Below are 15,214 nucleotides of genomic sequence, written 5' to 3' on the forward strand. Positions count from 1 at the left end.
GGCTTCACCTCCTGCGCGGATTGTTCTAGGGGAAGTGGGCCCAACCGCAGGAGCCCCCATGATCCCGACCTCCTTTCCCGACAAAGCCGAAATCGCGCGCCTTACGGCCGGTATGTTGCTGGAGGTGGAGGCGGTGCACTTCAACGCGCGGGATCCGTTCACACTGGCCTCGGGACTGCCATCCCCCACGTATATCGATTGCCGCAAACTGATCTCCTTTCCGCGGGTGCGCACGACATTGATGGATTTTCTGACGGTCACGGTGATGCGCGAAGCAGGGTTTGAGGCGTTCGATAACATCGCGGGCGGCGAAACAGCCGGAATACCGTTTGGTGCACTGGTCGCGGAACGACTGGCCTTGCCGATGTCCTACGTGCGCAAGAAACCCAAAGGCTACGGTCGCAACGCGCAGATCGAAGGCGTGATGAGCGAAGGAGACCGCGTCCTACTTGTCGAGGACCTGACGACCGACGGCGGATCAAAGCTGAAATTCGTCGACGCGATTCGAAAAACCGGCGCGACGTGCGGCCATACGGCGGTGATTTTCTACTACGGCATCTTTTCCGAAACGGAAGCCAACCTGGCCGATCACGGGGTCAAACTGCACCATCTTTGCACTTGGTGGGACGTGCTGGCAGAGGCACGCGCACGTGGCAGTTTCGATGCTGAAACGCTTGAGGCTGTTGAATCATTTCTGAACGATCCGCGGGCCTGGCAGGCGGCGCGGTCATAAAATTGCTACATCGCAAACGTCGACTTTCGTCGCTGTTGGCAAATTCGACCGCTCAGACCGCCTAAAACAAAAACCTGCGCAAAATCTGCTGAATTTCTGGCCGATCTAGGCGGTAACCCGGCAAGTACCCCATGATTTTGTGGTATTCCCTACGCCCACAGCTTATCCACAACTTATCCAGATTGAACCATGTCCAAGGCTGGCGCATACAAAAGAACACTTCGGGATGAGGGTCCTGTCCATGACAGAAGCAGTAAAAATGACCGGCACAATGCCGGCGGCAGAGCCGACTGCTCAGCCCGCGCAAGCGATGGACAGCCGACCCCACAATATCGAGGCCGAGCAGCAGCTCCTGGGCGCGATCCTGACGAACAACGATATTTTCGACAGGGTCGCGTCCATCATTCAGCCCGAGCATTTCTACGATCCCGTGCATCAGCGCATCTACGAAGTGGCCGCCGCGCGTATTCAGAAAAACACTCTCGCCTCCCCCGTCACGCTGAAGGCGTTCCTTGCAGATGAGCCGGGTCTTCAGGCGCTTGGCGGCCCGAGCTATCTTGTCAAACTCGCTGGCTCCGCGATCAGCGCTTTTGCGGCTCGCGACTATGCGCAGATGATTTACGATCTGGCGATCCGGCGTGAACTGATCGGACTGGGGCGCGACATCGCGGACAAGGCAGGCAACGTGGACGTTGCCTCCGAACCGAAAGAACAGATCGTGGAGGCCGAACAGGCGCTCTACAAGCTGGGCGAACAGGGTCAGGCAGACAGCGGGTTCCAGTCGTTCCTGCGCGCGGTAACGGATGCAGTGAACGTCGCCAACGCCGCCTACCAGCGGGACGGGGGCCTTGCGGGCGTGTCCACGGGCCTGATCGACATGGACAAGAAGCTGGGCGGGCTGCACCGGTCGGACCTGCTGATCCTCGCCGGGCGTCCATCTATGGGCAAAACCTCTCTGGCCACCAACATCGCCTATAATATCGCCAAGTCCTACAAGCGCGGAAAACAGCATGACGGGACAGAAGGCGCCATCGATGGCGGCGTGGTCGGATTCTACAGCCTCGAGATGAGCGCCGAGCAACTCGCCGCGCGGATCCTTTCCGAAGCCGCCGAGGTGCCCTCGGAACAGATCCGCAAGGGCGACATGACCGAGGCAGAGTTCCGCCGGTTTGTGGAAGCGGCCAAGCGGCTGGAGTCCTGCCCGCTGTTCATCGACGACACGCCTGCCCTGCCCATCAGCCAGTTGGCGGCCCGCGCCCGCCGTTTGAAACGGACGCACGGTCTGGACGTCCTGATCGTGGACTACCTGCAACTCGTGCGCCCGGCCTCGGCCAAGGACAGCCGGGTCAACGAGGTGTCCGAAATCACCCAGGGCCTCAAGGCAATCGCCAAGGAACTGGACATCCCGGTGATCGCCCTGTCGCAGCTGAGCCGTCAGGTAGAGGCCCGGGAGGACAAACGCCCGCAACTGTCGGACCTTCGCGAATCCGGCTCGATCGAACAGGACGCGGATGTGGTGATGTTCGTTTTCCGCGAGGAATACTACGTGGAGCGCGAGAAACCCTCCGATGACCGGCTGGACGAGATGGCCGCCTGGCAGGAGCGGATGGAGCGCTTACATGGCAAGGCCGAGGTCATCATCGGCAAGCAGCGGCACGGCCCCATCGGATCGGTCGAACTGAGCTTCGAGGGCCGCTTCACCCGCTTTGGCAACCTCGTGAAGCCCTGGCAGGATGGCTCGGGCGGTACGGACGGTTTCAGCTAGAAACGGCTCATTTCGTCGAGAACACGCCAATTTTCGCAGCAGATGCGCTGAAAAAACCGGCGCATGGCCTCTTCGCCTGCGACCAATGCGGCAATGCAGCATTGCATTACGCTGCGATGCAGCAAAATATGATATGGCTTGGTCATCCCTTTTTTTCCGGAGGTGACGGCCATGAAATCCCTACTCAAGACTGCGCTTGTCTGCCTTGCGGCAACCACGCTCCCAGCCGCGGCGACGCCGCTGGAGGTCGATGTGGAATTGCTGCTTGCAGTCGATGTGTCGCGGTCGATGTCGGAAGCTGAACTGGAACTGCAACGCCGCGGCTATGCCGCTGCCTTGCGCAGTCCGGCAGTGATCGAAGCGATCGAGAACGGCATGATCGGTCAGGTCGCCGTATCCTACGTGGAATGGGCCGGTGCGGATGCGCAAACGGTGGTCATTGACTGGATGCTGATCAACGACAGTGCCTCAGCGGAGCGTTTTGCCGCGCAGTTGACTGGCATTCCCACGCCGCCGTCCCGCCGCACGTCGATCTCCGGTGTTCTGGAGCATGCCCGGGTCGCGATCAATTCCAATGCCTACGAAGGGTTGCGCAAGGTCATAGATATCTCCGGTGATGGCCCCAACAACGAAGGCGCGCCCGTGATCGCGGCACGAGATCGCACGGTTGCGGACGGCATCGCGATCAACGGGCTGCCGTTGCTCACGCAAGAGGACGAAACGATGCCCTGGACGCTCGTTGATCTTGAAAACTATTACCGGCAATGCGTGATCGGCGGCCCGGCCTCGTTCGTGATTGCGGTCGAAAGCTGGGACGCCTTTGCGGAAGCCGTGCGCCGGAAACTGGTCCTAGAGCTTGTCGGGCTGACGCCCGAAGACCTGATGCTCGGGCAGGAGAAGATCTGGCGCGCCTCGGCAAAACCCAAGGTCGATTGCGGGCGCGGCAGCACGCAGCGCAATGTCGGAAACCCGTTCAGCTACGCCGTTCCGACCGAATTGACAGCGCCCTACTGACCGGCGGGCACACCTATCCGTCCCCTCGGCGGGACGGTGCCGGCAGCCGCCAATCGCGCGCAGCGCTGAACACTTCTGGCCTTGACGCCGCCTGCGCCTCTGCCGACAACGGCGCCTATGGGTACCGCAACGCTGACGATTGATCTGGACGCTCTCGTGGCCAACTGGACCGCGCTCGATGCGGCGTCCGGGCGCGATGTCATGACGGGTGCCGTGGTCAAGGCCAACGGGTACGGGTTGGATGCCGGCCGCGTGGCCAGCGCGCTTGCTGCTGCTGGTGCGCGTCAGTTCTTCGTTGCCGCCGCCGAAGAAGGCGTCGCAGTGCGCAATGCGATCGGGCCGGGCCCGGCGATCAACGTGTTTTCCGGGCATATGCCGGGTGATCTGGCAATGATCGAACAGGCGCGTCTGACCCCGATGCTCAATTCAACAGAGCAGCTGACACGGCATTTCGAAACCCTGCCCGGCCATCCGTTCGGCATCCAGCTTGATACCGGGATGAACCGGTTGGGGATGGAGGCCGATGAGTGGTTCGCCGTGGCAGAGATCGCGCTGAGCCAGCGCCCTCGGCTGGTGATGTCGCATCTGGCGTGCGCGGACGAGCCGCACCACGCCGAAAACGCAGCACAGCTCAAGGAATTTCATCGCCTGACGGACGGGATCAGCGCGCCGCGGTCGCTGGCAGCGACAGGCGGCATCCTGCTGGGGAAGGCCTATCATTTCAACCTGACGCGCCCCGGCATCGGGCTCTATGGCGGCCTTCCTTTCGACGCCGCGCGCCCAGTCGTGCGCCTGTCGATCCCGGTGGTGCAGGCACGCACCGTCCTGCCCGAAGAGACGGTCGGGTATGGATGCAGTTGGGCCGCGGACCGCGAAAGCGTGATCGCAACCGTCGCGGCGGGCTATGCCGACGGTCTGATCCGCGCGATGTCCAACCGGGCCGTGTTGTGGCACGGGCCAGAACCCTGCCCGCTTGTGGGCCGGGTCTCGATGGACCTGCTGACGGTGGACATCACCGGTCTGCCGGAGATCCCGGAGTACCTGGACATCCTGTGCCCCGCGCAAGGCGTTGACACGCTAGCGGAAGCGGCGGGCACGATCGGTTACGAGGTCCTGACCTCTCTGGGCGGGCGCTACAAGCGCGCCTACACGGGCGGGCCCGCATGACGCTTCTGGCGGCTCTCGGACGCGCGGTTCTGGGCCTGCTGGCCAGCACGGGCCGCTTCACCCTGTTCGTGGTAGCAGCATTCAGCCATATGCTGCGCCCGCCGTTCTACATGCGCGAATTCGGCCAGGCCCTGATCAATATCGGCTATTTCAGTCTGCCGGTGGTGGGGCTGACCGCGTTTTTCACCGGCGGGGCACTGGCCTTGCAGATCTACGCAGGGGGCGCGCGGTTCTCGGCCGAGGCCGTTGTGCCGCAGATCGTTGCCATCGGCATGGTGCGCGAACTTGGCCCCGTGCTGGGCGGCCTGATGATCGCGGCGCGCGTGACCTCCTCCATCGCGGCGGAGATCGCGACGATGAAGGTCACCGAGCAGATCGATGCACTGGTGACCCTGTCCACCGACCCGATGAAATACCTGACCGCTCCGCGCGTTCTGGCCGCCATCGTCACGGTGCCGATCCTTGTCGGTATCGGTGACACGATCGGCATCTTCGGCGGGTATTTCGTCTCGACCACGCGGCTGGGATTCAACCCGGCGACATATCTCCAGAACACGGTTGATTTTCTGGAAGTGCACGATGTCGTCTCCAGCCTTGTCAAAGGGGCCGTGTTCGGCGGCATCGCGGCGCTGATGGGATGCTATTTCGGGATGAATTCCGGACGCGGTGCGCAAGGCGTCGGCAAAGCCACCAAATCGTCCGTCGTGGCCGCCGCCGTGCTGATCCTGGCAGCCAACTTCATCCTGACTGAGGTGTTTTTCGCGGCATGACCCAAGCCCCCCCTCCGATGATCGAGATGCGCGGTGTCGAAAAGTCCTTCGGCGCCAAAGACGTGCTGCGCGGGGTTGATCTGGTCATTCCGCGCGGTGAAAGCATGGTGATCATCGGCGGCTCGGGCACAGGCAAGTCGGTTCTGCTGAAATGCGTACTCGGGCTGATCACGCCGGACGCAGGCACAATTCGCGTGGATGGGCAGGATGCCGCGAAGGCCGAGCGCGAGGCGTTTCTGGCCCGGTTCGGAATGCTGTTCCAGGGCGGCGCGCTGTTTGACAGCCTGCCGGTTTGGCAAAACGTGGCCTTCCGGCTGCTGCGCGGGGCCCTGAAACGCCCCAAGGACGAGGCGCGCGGGATCGCAATCGAGAAACTGCGCCGTGTGGGTCTGACACCCGATGTCGCGGATCTGTTTCCGGCCGAGTTGTCGGGCGGAATGCAAAAACGTGTGGGCCTTGCGCGCGCGATTGCCGCCGAGCCCGAGATCATCTTTTTCGACGAGCCGACCACCGGGCTCGACCCGATCATGTCGGGCGTCATCAACGACCTGATCCGTGAGATCGTGGTCGAGATGGGGGCGACGGCCATGACCATTACCCATGACATGACTTCCGTGCGGGCCATTGCCGATGACGTGGCGATGCTGCACGGGGGCAAGATCCGCTGGACCGGCCCGGTGGCCGAGATGGATGACAGCGGCGATCCCTATCTGACGCAATTCATCACCGGCAGCGCCGAGGGTCCGATCGAGGCAGTTCGCTAGGACCGGGCACACCGCGGGGGCCAGCCCCCGCACCCCCGAGGCATTTGGCCACAAAAGAAGCAGAGCATTGCCTCAACCCGGGCCGGGGCCTAGGCTCGCGCCATGCTCGTGCCCGCCATGAAACTCGCCTCGGTCCTGTTGTGGTCCTATGCCATTGTCTTGGTGGTGTTCTGGGTGCGCGCCGTCGCGGCACAGGACCGCAAGAGCCATGTGGGCCATTTCATCGAGCTTCTGGCGTGCCTTGTGCCCCTGTCCTGCGCGCTGGTCGCGATGGTCATGGTCGGCGCGGTGATCGGAATTCCGTCGGTCGTGGGCTTCTTGTTCATTCTTCTGCCTGCGGGCGTGGTGGTCGCGTTGAGTCTGGAGGTGCGGCGTGTCGAAGGGGCCTCCGACACGCTGGAAAGCTGGCGGCTCGGCCTTGCGCTCTGTCTTGCCATCGGCGTGATTGCAGGACGCGGCGGTATATGACGTCGCGGCTGGCGCTGGTGGCCAATCTGTCGTTGCTTGTGCTGTTTCCGGTGGCCTGGCTGTCGCCGCTGCTGCGCGCCGGATTGCTGCCGCTGTTCGGGCTGTCGGAGATCAGCGTGGCATCGGGCGTCATGGCGCTTTGGGACGCGGCACCGGTTCTGGCCGTGCTGGTAGCGCTGTTCGCGGTCGTGGCCCCTTACGTCAAGACGCTTACGCTTGCAGCGGTGCAGCTTGGCTGGCTGGGCCGCAAACCGGCCTGGCTGACTTGGTTGGGACGATTGGCGATGGCGGATGTGTTTCTGGTCGCGCTTTACATTGTAGCGGTCAAGGGCGTGGGGCTGGGCCGGGTGGAGGTCGCCTGGGGGCTATACCTCTTTACTGCGCTGATCCTCGTTTCGCTCGTACTGACCTATTTGACGCCGGAGCCCGCGCGGGGCAAAGAGAGCGCATTGCCGTGAGCCGAGGGGATCCATGGAAAATATCGTCGCTTTGCTGGGGGTTCTGCTGTTCTGGGCAAGCCTGATCTGGCTGCCGCTGAATATCGCACGGGCCCTCCGGACAAGGGGGCAACCGCAGGTCTGGACCATCTCGGCAATCCTGTCGTTCTTCATGGCGCTCATGGGCTATACCCGCGCAATCGACGGCGGCACCGTGATGGAGGCGTTCGCGTGGTCGGTTACGTGGCTCATGCCGCTGGGACTGACCTTTTTCGCACGATCGCACCAAAGCGTGCCGTGGCGCTCCTGGGACAAGTATCTGGGGGCTGTCGCGCTGGGGACGTTTGTTCTGGTGATGCCGTTCCTGCCCCGCGCCTTGAACCGGTTGTCCGCGCTGCTCTGGGGCGGCTGAGGTGCCCAAGTCGGCAACCCGCTTTGTCTGTTCGGACTGCGGCAACGTCACGTCCAAGTGGTCGGGACGCTGCGACGGGTGCGGCGCATGGAACACCATTGCCGAAGAGGTGCCGCTGAGTTCGGGGCCGGGCAAGACCGCGCTCGGCAGCGCGAAGGGGCGCGCCGTGCCGCTTGGCGCGCTATCCGCCAAGGAAGCCCCACCGCCGCGCCGCGCCTCGGGCATGGGAGAACTGGACCGTGTATTGGGTTGCGGGCTGGTTGATGCCTCTGCCATTCTCGTGGGTGGAGATCCCGGGATCGGAAAATCGACGCTCCTGTTGCAAGGGGCGGCGAGTTTTGCCCGGGCAGGCGCGAAGGCGGTCTATATCTCGGGCGAGGAGGCAACGAGCCAGGTCCGCATGCGCGCACAGCGGCTGGGGCTGACCGATGCCCCGGTCCAGCTTGGAGCCGAGACCAACCTGCGCAACATTCTCACGACGCTGGAGGCCGAAAGCCCCGATCTGGCGGTGATCGACTCGATCCAGACCCTGTGGTCCGACACCGTGGACAGCGCGCCAGGCTCGGTCACGCAAGTGCGGGCGTGTGCGCACGAGCTGACGACCTTTGCCAAGCGCAGCGGCACATCCGTCGTGCTGGTGGGGCATGTCACCAAGGAGGGCCAAATCGCGGGCCCCCGCGTCGTGGAGCATATGGTTGACACGGTTCTTTATTTCGAAGGCGAGCGCGGGCATCAGTTCCGCCTGCTGCGGTCAGTCAAGAACCGGTTCGGCCCTGCGGACGAGATCGGCGTGTTCGAGATGACGGGTGCGGGTTTGGCCGAAGTGTCCAACCCCTCGGCCCTGTTCCTGTCGGGGCGCGAGGAACCCGCGCCGGGCTCGGTTGTTTTTGCCGGGATCGAGGGCACGCGGCCAGTCTTGTGCGAGTTTCAGGCGCTGGTCGCCCCCAGCGCGCTGGCCAATGCCCGCCGCACGGTCGTCGGTTGGGACACCGGGCGCCTGTCGATGATCCTGGCGGTGCTGGAGGCGCGCTGCGGCATCCCGTTCACAGGGCTGGATGTCTATCTGAACGTCGCGGGTGGCATGCGGATCACCGAACCCGCTGCCGATCTGGCCGTTGCAGCTGCCCTTCTGTCGGCGCGCGAGGATGTCGCCCTGCCCGCCGACATGGCGGTTTTCGGCGAGATCAGCCTGTCGGGCGCCTTACGCCCCGTCGCGCAGACCGAAAACAGGTTGAAAGAGGCCGAAAAACTTGGTTTCACCAAGGCACTCGCGCCAGAGGGAAGCAAAACCGGCGCGGCACCGGGGATCACAGTGCGCAAGATGCCAGACCTTGTGACCGTGGTCGGAGATGTATTCGGGGCGGGATAGAACCCCGGGAAAGACGAGGCAGCGGGCTCCATGGAAGGTTTCACCCTTGTAGACGGCATCGTCGCGGCGATCATCGTGATCTCTGCGTTGCTGGCTTTCTCGCGCGGGCTCGTGCGAGAGGTCATGGCCATCGTCGGCTGGGTCGCGGCCGCCATCATTGCGTTCATGTTCGCCGGTCAGGTAGAGCCGTTGATCAAGGAACTGCCCTATGTTGGCCCCATCCTTCAGGACAGTTGCGAACTGGCGATCATCGCGGCCTTCGCCGCCGTTTTCGCCGTGACGTTGATTGTCGTTTCGGTGTTCACCCCATTGTTTTCAGGACTTATTCACCGCACCGCCCTGGGCGGCGTTGATCAGGGCCTCGGCTTTCTGTTCGGCGCGCTACGCGGCATCCTGTTGGTGGCCATCGCGTTGCTTGCCTATGACCGGATCATGGTGAACGACGCGATACCGATGGTCGAGGAAAGCCGCTCGGCAGAAATTTTCGCGAACCTGTCCACCCAGATCGAGGCACAGGTTCCCGAAGATGCCACAGGATGGGTGGTTGCCCGCTACGAGGAACTTGTCGGCAATTGCGGCAGCGCGGCCAGCAATTCAGGCAACCGCCTTCCGCAGATCCAGGGCTAGATCACGGCTTGCGGCGGCGCGGCGGTTGATCGCCGCCGGGCCGGCCCTGCCCGGAGTGACGCGGCTTGCGCGCGCCCGGCTTGGCTTTTCCGGGCGGAACGAAACGCTTGGAGGCATCCCGTGCATCCGATTTGGGTCCCTTGGGTTTTGCGTCTGACCGGTCACGCTCTTTGAAGGCGGGCTTTCCAGCCGGTTTGCCCCCCGGTTTTCCAGACGGCTTACCGCCGGGTTTTCCGCCGGGCTTCCCGAAAGACTTGCCACGCGGCCTGTCCGCATCGCCCCAAGATTTTCCCTTGGCGGGGGGGTGCTTGTCCGACCGTTTGTCACCAGCGTCCGCATCACGCGCACGCTTTTCCGACTTCGGCTTGCGTGGTTTGCGCGCAGGGGCTGCGTCAGGGTCATGGGCGGGCACCGGTGTTGAAACGGGGGTCATCGGCGCTTCGGCAGCAGGCGCATCGCTCCGCGTCGCTTTGGGCTTGCGGGTATCGCTTTTGTCAGAATGACGAGGCTTGCGCGCCTTGTACGCCGCGTCGCCCGATGGGCCCGGTTTGCGCGGCGTCTTGCGGTTGTCCGATAGGTTCGGCGGGGTGTCCAGTTGCGTGACCCGGATTCCGTCTTCCAGTACCGCGTCCGTGCCAAGGGCCTTCAGGAACCCGTCAACGCTCGGTGTTGACACCTCCACGAAGGTTTCTGAGGCCTGAGTCCGGATCGCCCCGATTGCGGACTTGTCCAACCCGCCCGCCCTGCACAGAAGTGGCAGGATCCAGCGTGGCTCTGCCCGGTCATCGCGCCCGACGGACAGGCTGAACCACGTGCTGGGGCCGAAACTCTGGCGTTCCTTGCGCTCGGGTTTCGTATCGGGCGGCAACAGTTCCTCGGGCGCGGACCGGCCCGCCCGGTAGAGCCGCAGATAAGCCGCTGCAATCACTTCGGGGGACTGGTGCGACAGAAGCTTCTCGGCAAACGCCGCCTCGCCATCGCTGAGTGGCTCCTCCCACAGAGGGTCGGCCAGAAGCCGGTCCTCGTCCAGCGCGCGAATCTCGTCGGCAGACGGTGCTTCGACCCAGTCGGCCTTGATCTTGGCCCAGCCCAGCAGACGTTCTGCCTTCTTGGTGGCCCGCGCGGGCACGATCATCGCCGAGATGCCCTTGCGCCCTGCCCGACCCGTGCGGCCAGAGCGGTGCAGCAGGCTTTCGGTATTGGTCGGCAGATCGGCATGGATCACAAGGTTCAGGTTCGGCAGGTCAATGCCACGCGCCGCCACGTCCGTGGCCACGCAAACCCGCGCGCGCCCGTCGCGCATGGCTTGCAGGGCGTTTGTCCGCTCGCTCTGGGTCAGCTCTCCCGACAGCGCCACAACCGAAAATCCCCGGTTGGACAGCCGCGCCATCAAGTGGTTCACCGCCGCGCGCGTATTGGCGAAGACGATGGCGCTGGCCGCATCATGGAAGCGCAACAGGTTGAAAATTGCGTTTTCCTGATCCTGCTGCGCTACCCTGACCGCCTGATAGGAGATATCCGCATGCTGCTTGGCCTCGCCGCGCGTGTTAATGCGCTTGGCGTTGCGCTGGAACTGCGCGGCCAGCTTGGCGATCATCGGCGGCACAGTGGCCGAGAACATCAGCGTTCGACGGTTTTCCGGGGCCTCGCCCAGCATGAACTCGAGATCTTCGCGAAAGCCCAGGTCGAGCATCTCGTCGGCCTCATCAAGGATGATCGCGCTCAGGCTGCCCATGTCCAGCGACCCGCGCATGATGTGGTCTTTCAACCGGCCCGGGGTGCCCACCACGATATGCGCGCCCCGTTCCAGTGCGCGACGCTCATCGCGCATGTCCATCCCGCCCACGCAGGACGCGACCCGCGCGCCCGTCCTAGCATAGAGCCAGCGCAATTCCCGCATCACCTGAAACGCCAATTCCCGCGTGGGCGCCACGACCAGCGCCAGCGGTGCCCCCGCCGCGTCGAAGGCCGTGGCCTCGCCCAAAAGCGTCGGCGCCATCGCAAGGCCGAACCCAACCGTCTTGCCGGATCCTGTCTGGGCTGAAACCAGCAGGTCCTCCCCCACCAGATCGGGATCCGAGACCGCAGTCTGGACCGGGGTCAGAGTATCATAGCCGCGCTCGGCGAGCGCCTCGGAAAGCGAAGGGTTCATGGCGAATGGGACCAGCAAGAGGGGCGCATGTGCCGCGATATCGCGGGGCCGCGCGGAAAGAGGCCTGCAATAGCCCGGATGCCCGGCCATGTATATTGCGAATTTGCCGCATACGCGCGGGGGCTTGATCCGGGGCGTTCCAGCGCCACTTGAAAGCGTGCACGTTGGCAGTCGCACCGAACGGGAGGCGCGCATGAGATTTCGGCATTGGATCGCGTGGGTGATATGCGCGGTCGCGACCTCGGGCCCGGGGCTTGCGGACCCGTTGCCCGCCTCCAAGCAGACCAGACTTGGCCTTTACATGACCGCCGAGGAAACCGCGCGGTTTCTGAGCCAGACACCGGAAGCCATCATGATCGACGTCCGCACCCGGCAAGAGATCGACGAAACCGGCTTGGCTGAGGGCACCGACGCCTTGATCCCGCTGGCAATCCCGGACGCCCGAAAAGGCAGCGTTCTGAATCCCGACTTCTTCCCGGGCATCGTGAAGCTGGCGAACGACCGTCGCCTGCGCCCCGACCAGCCGATCGTGCTTATCTGCCGGTCGGGCAATCGCAGCGCCCATGCCGCGAACGCATTGGCCGAGATGGGCTTTACCCAGGTCTACACGGTGACAGACGGCTACGAAGGCGACCGGTCCGCCTTGGGCCAGCGGACCGTAAATGGCTGGAAAAACGCGGGGCTGCCCTGGGCAACTCGCAGAGGGAACAGTTGCGCCCCCGCGCAAGATGGCGGGGCCTGCTAGGGCCAGTGTGCCACGCGCCGTCAGATGTATGATAGTTTCGTGACACACGCCCGCTCAGCGGGTAAGAGATGCCACGACCCGTAAACGGATTCGGAGCGCGCCCCTTGTCCCACTCAGACACGACCGCCGCCCAGACACCCACTGAAATGCCACCGGCCCATCCCTTCGACGATGACAAGCTGCGCGAGGAATGCGGCGTGTTCGGTGTCGTGGGGCTTGCGGATGCCGCGAACTTCGTGGCGCTTGGCCTGCACGCCCTTCAGCATCGTGGACAAGAGGCTGGAGGCATCGTCAGTCACGCAGCCGGTGTCGGTTTCAATTCAGCGCGCCGGTTCGGCTACGTGCGTGATAACTTCACCAAGGCCAGCCTGATGGAAACCTTGCCCGGGCCTTTGGCGATTGGTCATGTGCGCTATTCCACCGCCGGATCGAAGGGCGCGACGCAGATCCGTGACGTGCAGCCGTTCTTCGGCGAGTTTTCCATGGGCGGCGCAGCAATCGCGCATAATGGCAACATCACCAACGCCGATGCGCTGCGTCGCGAGTTGATCGACCGCGGCTCGATCTTTCAATCCTCGTCCGACAGCGAATGCATCATCCATCTGATGGCGCGGTCGCTGCAGCGGAATATCCCCGAGCGGATGAAAGACGCGCTGCGGCGGTGCGAAGGGGCGTTTTCGGTGGTGGCGATGACGCGCACGAAACTCATCGGCGTGCGCGATCCGCTTGGCGTGCGCCCGCTGGTGCTGGGCAAGGTGGGTGACGGCTGGGTGCTGAGTTCGGAAACCTGCGCGCTGGACATCATCGGCGCGGAGTTTGTCCGCGAGATCGAGGCCGGGGAGATGGTCGTGATCACCGAAGAGGACGGTGTCACCAGCTACTTCCCGTTCGAGCGTCAGGCCGCGCGGTTCTGTATTTTCGAACACGTCTATTTCTCGCGCCCCGACAGCATCATCGGCGGCAAGTCGGTCTATGACACGCGCCGCAATATTGGCGTGGAACTGGCCAAGGAAGCCCCGGTCGATGCGGATCTCGTCTGCCCCGTGCCCGACAGCGGTACGCCCGCCGCGATTGGCTACAGCCAGGAATCGGGTATCCCGTATGCGATGGGGATTATCCGCAACCAGTACATGGGCCGAACCTTCATCGAGCCGACTGAGCAGATCCGCAATATGGGCGTGCGGCTGAAACTGAATGTCAACCGCGCGCTGATCCGCGACAAACGCGTAATTCTGGTCGACGACTCGGTGGTGCGCGGCACGACCTCCCGCAAGATCAAGGAAATGATCCTCGATGCGGGTGCAGCAGAGGTTCATTTCCGTATCGCGTCACCCCCCACGGCATGGCCCTGTTTCTACGGGGTGGACACGCCTGAGCGAGAGAAGCTTCTGGCCGCCACCATGTCCGAGGAAGAAATGCGCGACCATCTGGGCGTGGACAGCCTGAAGTTCATCTCGCTCGACGGGCTTTACCGTGCGGTTGGCGTGGCCGAGGGGCGCGCGCCCGGCGGCAAACGCTACTGCGATGCGTGCTTCTCGGGCGAGTACCCGGTGGCGCCGTCGGACATGCTCGACAAGGGCTTTCAGCTCAAAACAGCTGCCGAGTGACGCAGCCCGTCCGCTTTCGGCCGCACCATTTCCTGTGCGCGCTGGGGTTCGAGGGCAAAGGCTTTTCGGACGCCTTTACCGCGAACATGCAGAAGATCGTGTTGGACCGGCTTCGTGCCACCGGAGGGGACGAGACCGAGATTCACGTCACCCACGTCACCGACGATATCTGCGCCCCCTGCCCCAAGCGCCGAGGTCGGCTATGCGTTGATCAGGGCAAGATCGCGCGGATCGACCAGGCGCATGGCGAGGCGCTGAACCTGCGTGGGGGCGAAAGCGTCACGTGGGGCGCGGCGCAAACGCGGATGGCGCAAGTGACACCGGATGATCTCGAACGGATCTGTGCCAGATGCCGCTGGCTTGAGATGGGGATGTGCAAGGCTGCCCTGACCCGGTTGCGTGCCACGCACGCGGGACTGGACAGGCCCTTGGCCACAACTACCCTTCCTGCTGAATAACACGGCACAGGTCCTGCGGGCCGGAGCCCACAAGATCGAAGGGCCTGGCTAACCATGGACATGCTGTTTACCCAGTTCGTGACGCTTTGGGTGGTGATCGACCCGGTTGGCACGATCCCGGTTTTCATCGCCGTGACCGCTGCCGTCGCGCCGGAATTGAGGGCCCGGGTGGCACGCGATGCAAGCCTGTTTGCCACCGGTATCTTGCTGTTTTTCCTTGTCCTTGGCCAGTTCCTGATCGAGGGGCTGGGGATCAGCCTGAACGCGTTCAAAGTGGCGGGGGGCATCGTGCTGTTCCTGTTTGCCCTCACGATGATCTTCGGAGAGCCGAAACAGAAAACAGACCAGAACTTCAGTGCGTCCTGTGGGGGGACTGGGGATGTGTCGCCCGCCGTGTTTCCGCTTGCCGTACCCTCCCTTGCCTCGCCTGGGGCGATGCTGGCTGTGGTGCTCATGACCGACAAGGGCGAGATTGAGATTGCCTCTCAGGCCATGACGGCTGCGGTGATGGTGGTCGTGATCGGGTTTGCATATCTGTGCATGCGCCTCGCTGACCCCATAATTCGCGTCATCGGCAACGAAGGCTCGGCGATCGTCAGCCGTGTGATGGGCATGATCCTCGCTTCCGTGGCGGCGGACACTGTTTTACGCGGCTTGGTCAACATCTTCGGAGCAGCACAGCCACTTTGAACGAAGAACGCCGCCCCGGTTTGGGACGGCGCCTTT

Annotated in this window: 17 protein-coding genes; 15 read left to right on the forward strand and 2 right to left on the reverse strand. The window is 63.6% G+C overall.

Going from position 1 to position 15,214, the window contains the following annotated elements:
* The first annotated feature begins 58 nt into the window (after positions 1 to 58).
* Together ACP15N_RS02240 and ACP15N_RS02245 are read left to right on the forward strand one after the other, a co-directional pair.
* Entirely contained in the window at positions 59 to 733 is a 675-nt protein-coding gene (locus tag ACP15N_RS02240) for an orotate phosphoribosyltransferase (protein WP_425090589.1), read from the forward strand.
* Positions 734 to 1,004: 271 nt separating this feature from the next.
* A complete protein-coding gene (locus ACP15N_RS02245; protein ID WP_425091591.1) occupies positions 1,005 to 2,498 on the forward strand; it encodes a replicative DNA helicase in 1,494 nt (497 codons plus the stop codon).
* Here the strand turns inward: ACP15N_RS02245 and ACP15N_RS02250 are convergent.
* Positions 2,495 to 2,671: a hypothetical protein gene (locus ACP15N_RS02250; RefSeq protein WP_425090590.1), complete on the reverse strand. Its 177-nt coding sequence runs from the start codon at positions 2,669 to 2,671 to the stop codon at positions 2,495 to 2,497. The two genes, ACP15N_RS02245 and ACP15N_RS02250, sit on opposite strands and share 4 nt — an antisense overlap.
* Between ACP15N_RS02250 and ACP15N_RS02255 the strand changes: the two genes are divergently transcribed.
* The 9 genes from ACP15N_RS02255 to ACP15N_RS02295 all read left to right on the forward strand — a co-directional run bounded on the left by ACP15N_RS02255 (position 2,670) and on the right by ACP15N_RS02295 (position 9,526).
* On the forward strand, positions 2,670 to 3,512 hold the full coding sequence (locus ACP15N_RS02255) for a DUF1194 domain-containing protein (protein ID WP_425090591.1): 843 nt from the start codon (positions 2,670 to 2,672) through the stop codon (positions 3,510 to 3,512). The genes ACP15N_RS02250 and ACP15N_RS02255 overlap by 2 nt on opposite strands.
* 117 nt (positions 3,513 to 3,629) lie before the next feature.
* Complete coding sequence (alr, locus tag ACP15N_RS02260) at positions 3,630 to 4,679, forward strand: alanine racemase (protein ID WP_425090592.1); 1,050 nt, start codon at positions 3,630 to 3,632, stop codon at positions 4,677 to 4,679.
* The gene (locus ACP15N_RS02265) at positions 4,676 to 5,449 is read left to right on the forward strand and encodes an MlaE family ABC transporter permease (protein ID WP_425090593.1); all 774 of its coding nucleotides are present in this window, start codon (positions 4,676 to 4,678) and stop codon (positions 5,447 to 5,449) included. Before alr ends, ACP15N_RS02265 begins: the two co-directional genes overlap by 4 nt.
* 17 nt (positions 5,450 to 5,466) lie before the next feature.
* On the forward strand, positions 5,467 to 6,213 hold the full coding sequence (locus ACP15N_RS02270; RefSeq protein WP_425091592.1) for an ABC transporter ATP-binding protein: 747 nt from the start codon (positions 5,467 to 5,469) through the stop codon (positions 6,211 to 6,213).
* A 102-nt stretch (positions 6,214 to 6,315) separates the two neighbouring features.
* A complete protein-coding gene (locus ACP15N_RS02275; protein ID WP_425090594.1) occupies positions 6,316 to 6,681 on the forward strand; it encodes a hypothetical protein in 366 nt (121 codons plus the stop codon).
* Complete coding sequence (locus tag ACP15N_RS02280) at positions 6,678 to 7,139, forward strand: paraquat-inducible protein A (RefSeq protein WP_425090595.1); 462 nt, start codon at positions 6,678 to 6,680, stop codon at positions 7,137 to 7,139. The genes ACP15N_RS02275 and ACP15N_RS02280 overlap by 4 nt, the downstream gene beginning before the upstream one ends.
* Positions 7,140 to 7,152: 13 nt before the next feature.
* Positions 7,153 to 7,530, forward strand: a complete 378-nt coding sequence (locus tag ACP15N_RS02285) for a hypothetical protein (protein ID WP_425090596.1) — start codon at positions 7,153 to 7,155, stop codon at positions 7,528 to 7,530.
* Between the two features lies 1 nt (position 7,531).
* A complete protein-coding gene (gene radA / locus ACP15N_RS02290) occupies positions 7,532 to 8,899 on the forward strand; it encodes a DNA repair protein RadA (protein WP_425090597.1) in 1,368 nt (455 codons plus the stop codon).
* A gap of 30 nt (positions 8,900 to 8,929) precedes the next feature.
* A complete protein-coding gene (locus ACP15N_RS02295) occupies positions 8,930 to 9,526 on the forward strand; it encodes a CvpA family protein (RefSeq protein ID WP_425090598.1) in 597 nt (198 codons plus the stop codon).
* A gap of 1 nt (position 9,527) precedes the next feature.
* Here ACP15N_RS02295 and ACP15N_RS02300 read toward each other — a convergent pair whose 3' ends face one another.
* Entirely contained in the window at positions 9,528 to 11,678 is a 2,151-nt protein-coding gene (locus tag ACP15N_RS02300; protein ID WP_425090599.1) for a DEAD/DEAH box helicase, read from the reverse strand.
* A gap of 193 nt (positions 11,679 to 11,871) precedes the next feature.
* Between ACP15N_RS02300 and ACP15N_RS02305 the strand changes: the two genes are divergently transcribed.
* The 4 genes from ACP15N_RS02305 (at position 11,872) to ACP15N_RS02320 (ending at position 15,178) form a co-directional block, all read left to right on the forward strand.
* Positions 11,872 to 12,423 (forward strand): rhodanese-like domain-containing protein, encoded by a 552-nt coding sequence (locus tag ACP15N_RS02305; protein ID WP_425090600.1) that lies wholly within the window; start codon positions 11,872 to 11,874, stop codon positions 12,421 to 12,423.
* A 146-nt stretch (positions 12,424 to 12,569) separates the two neighbouring features.
* Positions 12,570 to 14,030 (forward strand): amidophosphoribosyltransferase, encoded by a 1,461-nt coding sequence (gene purF / locus ACP15N_RS02310; RefSeq protein ID WP_425091593.1) that lies wholly within the window; start codon positions 12,570 to 12,572, stop codon positions 14,028 to 14,030.
* A complete protein-coding gene (locus ACP15N_RS02315; RefSeq protein WP_425090601.1) occupies positions 14,027 to 14,488 on the forward strand; it encodes a DUF1284 domain-containing protein in 462 nt (153 codons plus the stop codon). Before purF ends, ACP15N_RS02315 begins: the two co-directional genes overlap by 4 nt.
* Before the next feature lie 54 nt (positions 14,489 to 14,542).
* Entirely contained in the window at positions 14,543 to 15,178 is a 636-nt protein-coding gene (locus ACP15N_RS02320; RefSeq protein WP_425090602.1) for a MarC family protein, read from the forward strand.
* Positions 15,179 to 15,214: the final 36 nt, after the last annotated feature.

Origin of the sequence: Tropicimonas sp. S265A (assembly GCF_049800835.1) — a bacterium.
Taxonomy (GTDB): Bacteria; Pseudomonadota; Alphaproteobacteria; order Rhodobacterales; family Rhodobacteraceae; genus Dinoroseobacter.